Origin of the sequence: Acinetobacter sp. YH01019 (assembly GCF_013420285.1) — a bacterium.
GTDB classification, from domain to species: domain Bacteria; phylum Pseudomonadota; class Gammaproteobacteria; order Pseudomonadales; family Moraxellaceae; genus Acinetobacter; species Acinetobacter gandensis.
In genome coordinates, this window is the sequence record NZ_VOYM01000046.1 from 20,570 (window position 1) to 30,988 (window position 10,419).

At 40.3% G+C, this 10,419-nt stretch carries 6 protein-coding genes and 3 pseudogenes; 4 read left to right on the forward strand and 5 right to left on the reverse strand.

Annotated elements, in window-relative coordinates; genetic code table 11:
• Positions 1-145: 145 nt before the first annotated feature.
• The 3 genes from FTT84_RS11285 to FTT84_RS11295 form a co-directional block, all read right to left on the reverse strand.
• Positions 146-1,807, reverse strand: coding sequence for an AMP-binding protein (locus FTT84_RS11285; protein ID WP_180081199.1), 1,662 nt, complete (start codon positions 1,805-1,807; stop codon positions 146-148).
• Positions 1,808-1,899: 92 nt separating this feature from the next.
• Entirely contained in the window at positions 1,900-2,790 is an 891-nt protein-coding gene (gene mmsB, locus FTT84_RS11290) for a 3-hydroxyisobutyrate dehydrogenase (RefSeq protein ID WP_180081201.1), read from the reverse strand.
• A gap of 15 nt (positions 2,791-2,805) precedes the next feature.
• Positions 2,806-4,323 carry a CoA-acylating methylmalonate-semialdehyde dehydrogenase gene (locus FTT84_RS11295; protein ID WP_180081203.1) on the reverse strand — a complete coding sequence of 506 codons (1,518 nt, stop codon included), beginning with the start codon at positions 4,321-4,323 and terminating at the stop codon, positions 2,806-2,808.
• Positions 4,324-4,487: 164 nt separating this feature from the next.
• On the opposite strand from FTT84_RS11295, the gene FTT84_RS11300 reads away from it, so the two are divergent.
• Together FTT84_RS11300 and FTT84_RS11305 are read left to right on the forward strand one after the other, a co-directional pair.
• Complete coding sequence (locus tag FTT84_RS11300; protein ID WP_067766812.1) at positions 4,488-5,369, forward strand: LysR family transcriptional regulator; 882 nt, start codon at positions 4,488-4,490, stop codon at positions 5,367-5,369.
• Positions 5,370-5,754: 385 nt separating this feature from the next.
• Positions 5,755-6,195 (forward strand): DUF2147 domain-containing protein, encoded by a 441-nt coding sequence (locus FTT84_RS11305; protein ID WP_067766815.1) that lies wholly within the window; start codon positions 5,755-5,757, stop codon positions 6,193-6,195.
• Positions 6,196-6,284: 89 nt separating this feature from the next.
• Here FTT84_RS11305 and FTT84_RS11310 read toward each other — a convergent pair.
• Positions 6,285-7,340 (reverse strand): annotated as a pseudogene (locus tag FTT84_RS11310) (Rieske 2Fe-2S domain-containing protein).
• Between the two features lie 245 nt (positions 7,341-7,585).
• Here FTT84_RS11310 and FTT84_RS11315 point away from each other — a divergent pair.
• The gene (locus tag FTT84_RS11315; protein WP_180081205.1) at positions 7,586-8,512 is read left to right on the forward strand and encodes a LysR family transcriptional regulator; all 927 of its coding nucleotides are present in this window, start codon (positions 7,586-7,588) and stop codon (positions 8,510-8,512) included.
• A 122-nt stretch (positions 8,513-8,634) separates the two neighbouring features.
• On the opposite strand, the pseudogene hpxO reads toward FTT84_RS11315, so the two are convergent.
• Positions 8,635-9,792: pseudogene (gene hpxO, locus FTT84_RS11320) on the reverse strand (FAD-dependent urate hydroxylase HpxO).
• Positions 9,793-10,002: 210 nt separating this feature from the next.
• On the opposite strand from hpxO, the pseudogene FTT84_RS11325 reads away from it, so the two are divergent.
• Positions 10,003-10,296 (forward strand): annotated as a pseudogene (locus FTT84_RS11325) (allantoicase); the annotation flags it as partial.
• Positions 10,297-10,419 lie beyond the last annotated feature (123 nt).

Here is a 10,419-nt window from a genome sequence, read left to right on the forward strand (position 1 = left end):
TTAGCCTGATCTTTAACATAATTTTGAGCGTGTATTTATTTGTATATTACCCACTGTACATTCCGAAATTTCAACAATATATTCAATTGAACTTTCATCTAAAACCAAGTGCGTAATTAACCTGCCGCATTTTAAAATGGCATAGCTAAACTGATGTGCTTGCGGCCTGTTGCTTAGCAATCTCTTGATTACGCAATAAGAAACGTTGAATTTTGCCACTTGGCGTTTTCGGTAACTCCGATACGAATTCGACTTGGCGTGGATATGCATGTGCAGATAAGCGTTTTTTCACAAATTGCCCTAATTGTTCTGCGAGTTCTTCGCTTGCGTGTTGACCTTCAGCCAAAATAACAAAGGCTTTCACAATCTCAGTACGCTCAGGATCTGGCACACCAATAACCGCAGCTTCCACCACAGCTTCATGCTCGAGTAAGGCACTTTCTACATCAAATGGCCCAATTCGATAGCCCGAAGTTGTAATGACATCATCACTACGTCCTACAAAGCTCATGCTGCCATCTTCATTCAGTTCTGCTGTATCACCCGTCAAATAGTAATTTTTGATGAACGGTGATTTTCGACTTTCTTTATAGCCTCCAAACCACATCATTGGCGATTGCTCGATATCGACAGCCAAAATACCCGGTGTGTTTGCAGTCAATTCATTGCCTTGTTCATCGACCACAGCAACGCGATAACCTGGACTGGCAAAGCCCGCTGAACCTGCACGAATATCATGTTTTAAACCATGATGGTTGCACACCACCATGCCCACTTCAGTTTGACCATAATGGTCAAAAATAGGCGCATCTAAAACCTGCTGGAACCAGCGAAACACTTCTGGATTTAAGGGTTCGCCTGCGCTACTGACAACGCGAAATTTTCCTTTTAGCTGCGCCATTTGTGTTTGATCCGCTGCCATCATCATACGATATGCAGTCGGCGCTCCTGCCAAGTTATTAATTTCATAGTCATTTACAATTTGACAGAGGCTATCTGCACTGAAGCCACCTTCATAGAACAACGTCGCATGACCAAGCAATAGCGGTCCAGTAATGCCGTAGTACAAACCATAAGCCCAACCGGGATCGGCAATGTTCCAAAATGCATCGTCATCGCGTAAACCAATGGCATCTTGCATATAATGACCAAATGCAATGAGCGCTTTGAGTGGAACTTCTAAAGGTTTTGCAGGGCCTGTGGTACCCGATGTAAACATGAGTAAAAATGGCGCTTCTATGCTTTGCATGACCAAATCACATTGATCTGACTCAGCATTTACAATCTGCCAAAAATCTAAATCACTGGCTTCAACACCTAAACCTGCGATATCTGCAACCGTAATAATCTGTGGGCATTGCGCGACTTCATCGAGTTTGCTTCTGTTGCCAACATCTGTGATTACAAATTTGCTTTTTGCCAGCTGTAAACGGTGCTCAATCGCTTTAGGGCCAAAGGCAGTAAATAAAGGTTGATATACGGCACCAATCCGCCATGCCCCTAAAATAACCACCAACAATTCAACTGTGCGTGGCAATAAGCCCGATACACGATCACCTTGTTGCACGCCTTGAGCCTTTAAAAAATTGGCAAATTGGCTCGACCATTTTTTTAGCTGACTAAAGGTATATTGTTCTTTACGACCGTCTTTGCCTTGCCAATACAACGCAACTTTTTCACTGTCTGCTTCAGCATGACGATCACAACATTCATAACATGCGTTGAGTTGATGTAATGAACCGCTTAGCACTTGTTTTGCCGCTTCATTTAAATCAAAAACTGATGCCTTATTTTGATAATTCAACATATCCGTGACCTCTGCCAAATTTATTGTTATTGCTGACGCAGTTTAATTTTTTAAGTCCCATCCATTGAGACCTAAAGTTTAGGATCGAAACCCTAAACCTCTTTAGGAAGATATTGCTGAATAATGCTGGAAAAATCTAAGTGGGCATTGCCTTGTAAACAAAGCTGCTGATACATCTGTTGCACTAAACCACCTAATAAAATCGGTTGTTTCACTTGGCCAGCTGCTTCAATGGCAAGCCCTAAATCCTTTAACATCAGCTGTGTTGCAAACCCATCGGAATAACCACGGCCTGCAGGTGCATTGGCTGAAATTTCTGGCCAAGGATTACACACTTCTGAACTCCAACAGCGGCCGCTTGAGCTATTCACCACACCTGCCAAAGCTTGCGGGTCAATACCAAGCTTGGCACCGAGTGCCATACCTTCTGCAACAGCCGCCATTGAAATACCCAAAATCAGGTTGTTACAGATTTTGGCGATTTGCCCTGCACCTACATCACCACAGTGCACAATGTTTTTACCCATGTGACTGAGTACTGATTTGGCCTTTTCAAACGTGGCATCATCTGACCCCACCATAAAGGTGAGCGTGCCGGCTTGAGCACCAATTGTGCCGCCCGAAACAGGGGCATCACAGACATCAATATTTCGTTCACGTCCTGCTTCGGCAATATCTTTGATGGTTTGTGGGTCAATGGTACTGCTATCAATACATAAGCTGCCGGCTTTAAGTACGGCAAGCACACCATTTTCCCCGAGATAAACCTCTTTCACATGCTTCGCCGCAGGCAACATGCTAATCACAATATCCGCGTCTTTTGCAGCTGCCTGTGGACTATCACAGACGATCCCGCCTGCTTCAGTAAAATGCGAAATTGCCACATCACTCAAGTCAAAACCATAAACCGTTAAACCCGCTTTGAGTAAGTTTTGGGCCATTTTACCGCCCATATTTCCTAAACCTATAAATGCAATATTCATCCTTGAACTCCTGATTTAACGTAGGTTAATGGTAGTATTTACACCTGTAGATTCATGGCTATCTTCAAACCAACGGCTGGTAATGGTTTTGGTTTGGGTATAAAACTGCACTGCTTGCTTACCATAAGGGCCTAAATCACCTAGTTTCGAACCACGTGAGCCGGTAAAACTAAAGAATGGAACTGGCACAGGAATTGGAATGTTAATACCGACTTGGCCGATATCAATTTCATTTTGGAAAATACGTGCCACTGCGCCACTTTGTGTAAACAAACCAACGCCATTACCAAATGGATTGGCATTAATCAACTCGATGGCTTGTTCCAATGTATCGACATGAATAATGGCTAAGACTGGCCCGAAAATTTCTTCTTTATAAATCCGCATATCGGTGGTGACTTGGTCAAAAATTGTTGCACCTACAAAATTGCCTTGTTCATAACCCTGCACAACAACATCACGGCCATCTAAAAGCAGCGTTGCACCTTGCTCAACACCGCTATTAATCAAATCTGTTACACGAGCCTTGGCACGCGATGAAATCACTGGGCCAATATCGGTATTTGGTTCATGCCCTGCATTGACCTTCAATGTTTTAGCTTTTTCGACCAGGTCACCAATCCACTCCTTACTTTCACCAACCATCACTGCAACAGACAAAGCCATGCAACGTTGACCTGCGGCACCAAAGGCAGCACCAACAAGTGCATTTAAGGTCTGCTCTTTATTTGCATCTGGCATCACAACGACATGATTTTTTGCACCCATCATCGACTGCACACGTTTACCATGCTGTCCTGCAAGGTTATACACATGCGTACCTACAGCAGTTGAGCCAACAAATGAAATCGCTTTAATATCTTGATGTGTGCATAAGCGGTCTACGACTTCTTTACCACCATGTACAACGTTTAGGACACCTGCAGGTATACCTGCTTCAACTGCAAGCTCAACCAACATCATGGTCGATAGCGGGTCTTGTTCAGATGGTTTAAGTACGAAGGTATTTCCACAAGCAATTGCCATAGGGAACATCCATAAAGGAATCATTGCCGGAAAGTTAAATGGAGTAATCCCTGCACAGACTCCTAATGGTTGCTGCAAGGTATAAGTATCGACACCACGAGCGACGCCTTCGGTGTATTCACCCATTTGTAATGTACCAATTGAGCATGCATGTTCAACAACTTCTAGACCACGTTGAATATCACCTTCTGCATCTGCCAAGGTTTTGCCTTGTTCGGCAGTGAGTACCGCCGCAATTTTTTTCATATTGGCACGAATTAAATCTTGTAGTTTCAGCATGATTCGCATGCGTGCCTGAATTGGTGTAACACGCCAAGTTTTAAAGGCAGCTTGTGCTGCCGCAATTGCAGCATCGACTTCGTCAGTCGTTGCCATTGGTACATGACCAAGTACTTCCTGTGTCGCAGGATTCACAATGTCTTGCCAGTTTTGTGTTTTAGATTCAATAAATTGACCGTTAATTAATAATTTAGCCGTAGTCGACTGAATATTGGACATTGTGTTCATAACCTCTCCATGGGCACTATTTTTGTTGTTTCAGCATTGAAAATAGCTAAAAAGTCGTATTTTCAGACTTGCTGTTTAAATTCAGACTAGCAAAGAAATTTTTGACCAGAAATAGAAATTCATGCACGATCAATGTGCAAATATGCACAGGGAAAATAATCAAAATGAAAGTGGATTGGGATCATTTGCAATATTTTTTGGTCTTAGCACGTGCTAAGACACTGACCAATGCAGCACGACTGATTGGGGTTGAACACAGCACGGTATCCCGTCGGATACAGGCTTTAGAACTAGCTTTGGGCACACCATTATTTAAACGTGAAGCAACTGGTTATGAACTGACTTTGGAAGGTTTGGCCTTAGTTCCTCGAGTTGAACAGATGGAACAAGCCTTTATACAAATTGAAAAGCCTCATCAACCTTTGCAGGGTCGTGTGCGAATTGGCACACCTGAAGGTTTTGGCACAGCATTTTTAGCCAAACTATTGGCAGAATTGTCCAAGCAATATCCTCAACTCACGATTGATTTAATTCCCGTTCCGAAGATGATTAAGCTATCCCATCGCGAAGCTGACATTGTAATTTCCATTGATCGTCCTAAATCAGGCCCTTATATCATCACGCGTTTGACCGACTATTGTCTAAAAATTTATGGCAGTAAAAACTATTTAAATCAAACACAAGCTATTCATAAACTTGATGATTTAAAAAATCATCGCTTTGTAAACTACATTGATGATTTGGTTTATAGCCCTGAACTGTATTGTCTGGAGCGTATTCCGCTCGATTTAAATGCGAACTTCCGTAGTAGTAGTATTCTGGCACAACAGATTGCGGTCAGCTCAGGTGCTGGACTGGCAATTTTGCCCAAATTTTTAGCGGATGAAAACCAAGAACTTGAGCAAGTATTAGGTGAAAATGTACGCTTCATCCATACCTTTTGGATGCTCACTTTAGTTGATTTACAGCACGAACCTCGTATTAAGTTAGTTTGGGACTTTTTAAGAAAACAAGCTGACCTTTATCAACATATATTGATGGATTAAAGCGTAAAACAATATGTGAGATTCTACAGTAACTTCACCTTAATACTAAAAAGGATTAGTAAAATTAAAGGGATTACATCTTCAAAATAGCTGTTTAATATCAGATGTAATCCCTAATTAATGATCAGTAATCCATTCCTCACTGTTTAGACAAATAGTCACAAACTTGCCAAATCAATAACATTGCTCAACACGAATTCTAAATTTCTACACGATTGGGCCTACACATCATCAAAATGTGTATAAAAGATCCACAATATATACTTATTTATTTGCGAAGATTCCTCTTGAAAGTTGAACGACATGTTTACTTTCTTCATGGCATGTGTGAGCTGATCAGTAAGACGAACTCACACATCTCGTAACACGAAATAGAGGTTCTAAAATGATAAAAACAACTCTTAGTATTCTTGGTTTATCCTTGGTCTCAACCCTAGCACTCGCTGCTGATCCACTCAATGGAACAAAGTGGAAAACCATTGATGATAAAACCAAGCAACCTTTATCTGTTGTCCAATTTACCGAGACATCGAATGGCGTGCTTTCTGCAAAAATCGTTGATGTTTTCACACCGGGTGAAGCACAGAAATGCAGCAAATGTGTAGGTAAATATCAGAACAAACCTTTATTAGGTGCTCAGATTATTCATGGACTAAAAAATACCGGTAAAAACACCTACGATGGAGGTAAAATTACCGATCCTAAAAATGGTAAGACTTATAGCTTCAATGCCAAAATGTCGAATGATGGTCGTACCTTAAATGGACGTGGCTATATTGGTGTATCAGCTCTAGGTCGTAGCCAAACGTGGATTCGTGTGAACTAATCAGCTGAAAACGAAGCTCAAAATATTTTCTAAGTAAAAAGCGACTCAAAAGAGTCGCTTTTTTAGCAATAACGATTAAATTTCATATTTTAAACTGTATAGCGTTTGCTCAATCCCCACTCTGCCAAAATTCGGCGGTAAGTGGTTGATGAACGATCTGCCTCAAAATGTGCCTCCATTGAAATATCTAAAGGAAGTTCTTCTGGTTTTTGGCTTTCCACCATGTCCTGATCTTCAGCGAAGATTTGTGCATTGAAATCATAAACTGCCTGTAAGTCTCCTGTAGTATCAAAGTTACGAGTTAAGGGAACGAATAATCGCGTTTTATTGTGCGAAACTGGACAGCACGCATTTAAAATTTTAAGTAAGCCATTTTCAGGAAAGTCGATAGTCAAAATAGCTGAAAATGGTGGATAGACATCGAAAGTACGTTTCCATAAAAAATCATCTGGTGCTAAATGTTGTAAGCCATGCGGATAGTTACTGACATCACTCACATACTCTGTATGTAAGCCATAATCCGTTCGAACGGTCGAATATTTTTGTACCTTTGGATTTTCACGATCAGCAAAACTTTGGTTATGTACCCATGCAAAGTGCGCAACATCAATAAAGCCTTCAAGCTGACGGCCACTTGATCCAGCAATATCGACAAATGGAGGGAGAATTGACTGATGTTCTTCACTGTCCCACGTGTCTAAATCTGGAAAATTGGCTTTCGATACATCGCGGTTAAATAAACTGGTCCAAATTAGTCCGTATTTTTCTACAACTGGAAATTTGGTCAGTGAAAAACGATCTGAAATTTGTGTGAGCTCCGGTTGAGCAGGAATTTTTACGCACTTTCCTTCACCGTTATAGTGTAGGCCATGGTATGGGCAAATAATTTCTTCGCCTTTCACCCATCCTTTGGTTAATGGCACACCACGATGCGGGCAAATATCGCGTACCAGATGAATTTTTCCGCTTTCAGTTTTATACAAGGCCATTTTCACATCAAGTAATTGTACTTGTTGCGGTTATTCTGAAACGTCCTGAGTGCGTGCAACTGGGTACCAATGCTGCGCTAAAATATTCCAATCGTTTGCATCAAATGAACTGCATTGTGGTTGGGTGAATAAATTCAGTACAGGAATCGCATTCATTTTTAAATCTCTACATTCGCAATATTTGCAGAACTTTTATGCCATGTAACTAGGGCTAATTCGTTCTTTTCTAAGTCAAAAATACGGCTGCACAGCATTTCTGTCTATTAGAATGATTTGCATACATTGTTCTCTTTTTTAGAACACAAAAGCAGAATGAATTGAAAAAATCAAAAGTTATGGCATGAAAATCGCTTAACAACGGATAAGTACTTTGTAAACTGCCCGTGAGATTTAATAGCTGTATGTCGATTACCTTTTCCCGATTTTCTGAATATTTTATGGCTGTTGCCCGTACTGGCAGTTTACGTAAAGCCGCAGAACAGCTTTTTATTTCAGTGTCTGCTGTGCATCGGCAAATTGTACTTGCTGAAGAAGAGTTAGGCGTCGCTTTGTTTGAGCGTTTACCTCAGGGACTCAAGCTAACGTTGGCTGGTGAATTACTTTATGCCGATTTGCTTAAATGGCAAAAAGAATATCAACTGACTCGTATTCGATTTGATGAAATTCAAGGATTAAGTCGCGGCAATATTGAAATGGGTTTTATTGCTGCTCTAAATGATGGTTTTGTCGTGGATTGTATTCAAAGTATGGCTGAAAGCTATCCATGGATTAATCTCAATATTAGTATGAATAGCAGTGAAGAAATTTCGAGAAAAATCATTGATGCAGAATTAGATTTTGGCATTATTTTAAATCCTAAAAGTCACAATCAATTAGAAATCTTATCCTTTATTGAAATTCCTTTAGGCTATGTTTTATCACCACATCACACCTTAGCCGGCATGGATAAAATCTATTTATCCGACACTTTAAATGAACGTCATATCATGCCAAGTGAACCTTTAGTCATCAGTGATTATGTACATACTCTCTATAAACATCATAAATTTAATCCCATACAAAAGATAGAATGTAATGACATTAGAATGATAACGTCATTAATTCAACAACAATTAGGCATTGGTTTAATGTCATATATGGATGCATTGCCACTTTTAAACTCAAAAAAGATCGTTTTTAAACCAATTCGTGAAAAAGGGATACATCGCCTGACCATTGCATTGTGCGTCGCTTCAAAACGTCAAACATCTCGTCTTTCACAAATAATGGTAAATTTATTGGTCGAAAAAATGGAAGAAATCAAATTGCAGTTAAAGCAACTTCCTTAAATATTTGATACTTTGCTGTTCAATCTAATGTTTCTTTATAGCTAAAAAAAGCCAGTGTGAATATTCACACTGGCTGCTGAAAGCTAACTTTTAGTTTTACATTTATTATTGTGTCTTACTGCTTAGTCGAGCGGATTACCGACAATATTACTAATAATCCCCTTCATAATATGATTACCTTGTTCTTTGCGTAATTCTGCATACCATTCTCGTGTCACCGCTTCATCTTTCATATGTGTCACATCACAGCGCTTACGGGCACGAAGTACCAATTCATTGGCACGTTCATTACGCTTGTTCTGATAGCGACGTAAAGAATCTTGTAAACCTAAAGTGTTAATTTGCAATGAACGTGCCAAATAGATAGCATCTTCCATCGCTTGACAGCCGCCTTGACCAATATCAGGTGTTGTACTATGCGCTGCATCACCCACAATCACTACTCGACCTTTGTAAAAATCGGCAAATGGTTCGATATCGTGAATTTCTACACGATTGGTCTTTTGTACATCGACTGCATCAATTAACTTTTGGACATGCTCACACCATCCTTTAAAGTATTGTTTGAATAAAGCTTTGTATTGGCTACGATCATTTTCAAGATCAACTGGTAGTGGCACATCAAAAAAGAAATAAAAACGATTATTTGCCACTGGCATCAGTGAAACACGTTTGCCTTCACCTACAAAAGTTGTCCATTGATCTGCTGCTGCATAATCATCTGAGACATCAACGAGACCATTCCAATTGACATAGCCTGCATAGCGTCGTTCAACTTGCTCACCTAAAACATAGGCACGAGTAATTGAATGTGTACCGTCTGCACCGACCAATAGATCAGATTCGATTTTACCACCATCTGCAAATTGAATTTTTACACGCTCTCCTTCTTCAACAAAAGAAACCATTTTCTATGCAAGATGGATATCTTCACGGCCAAATTCATCCATCAGCATATTTTGTAGTTCCGCACGTGATACCGGATATGGTCTTTGCCCGACCTCTTCAATCAATGGATAAAGACTAAACTGAGTCATCACATCGCCTGTCAAACCATCAATATAAGCAAGGTTATCCATTTTGCCGCCAAGCTTTTCAACTTGCTCTGTTAAGCCCAAATAATTCAGACATTTCACACCGTTAGACCATAATGAAATAGCAGCACCCACCGGTAAAATTTGTTCTGCCTGTTCATAGATGGTTACTTGGTGTCCGAATTTTTTTAGTGCGATGCCTGTAGTTAGACCCGCCATACCTGCACCAATAATTGTAATTTCCATCTATAACTCCCCTATGTTTTATAAGTTTCTAAGTCATAAAATGCTAAAAGCGTGCCATTTTTTATAATGTGCCATGAGAAAATCCAAAAGTTGGCACACGCTGTGCATCTAAACGCGTGTAAATGCTTGTTTTTATCGTTTGTTAAATTTTTTGTAGCACGATAGCGCAAAGCATGAATTTTGAAAGAAAATAGCGAATGGATTTAATATATGGCGACTTTATTAGCACCCGATTTTGATATTCCTGCACAATTACAGACACTTACTAATTTGGCAGATGACCGTATTGATGCAAAAATTATTGAATGTTCAGATGAATTTTTCGCAGAAGCAAAACGTATGCTTCAATTTGACGCGCCAATTTTTGTTGAAGATAAATTCGATGATCATGGTAAATGGATGGATGGTTGGGAAACGCGCCGTAAACGTCACACAGGTTATGACTGGGTCATCATCCAATTGGGCGTAGCTGGGCGTATTAAGGCTTTAGATATTGACACGGCTTTGTTGCACAAACCTATCTGTAAAGGCTTTTTCAGCGATATAATTTTCAAATGAAGAAGCCTGCACACAAAATCTACCGCACAACCAATTGGCCCGCATATAACCGAGCACTTATGAGTCGCG

Bases quoted from the DNA above. Each gene is read 5' to 3' on its own strand.
- FTT84_RS11285 (WP_180081199.1), bottom strand. From the start codon at position 1,807: ATGTTGAATTATCAAAATAAGGCATCAGTTTTTGATTTAAATGAAGCG.
- mmsB (WP_180081201.1), bottom strand. From the start codon at position 2,790: ATGAATATTGCATTTATAGGTTTAGGAAATATGGGCGGTAAAATGGCC.
- FTT84_RS11295 (WP_180081203.1), bottom strand. From the start codon at position 4,323: ATGAACACAATGTCCAATATTCAGTCGACTACGGCTAAATTATTAATT.
- FTT84_RS11300 (WP_067766812.1), top strand. From the start codon at position 4,488: ATGAAAGTGGATTGGGATCATTTGCAATATTTTTTGGTCTTAGCACGT.
- FTT84_RS11305 (WP_067766815.1), top strand. From the start codon at position 5,755: ATGATAAAAACAACTCTTAGTATTCTTGGTTTATCCTTGGTCTCAACC.
- FTT84_RS11315 (WP_180081205.1), top strand. From the start codon at position 7,586: ATGTCGATTACCTTTTCCCGATTTTCTGAATATTTTATGGCTGTTGCC.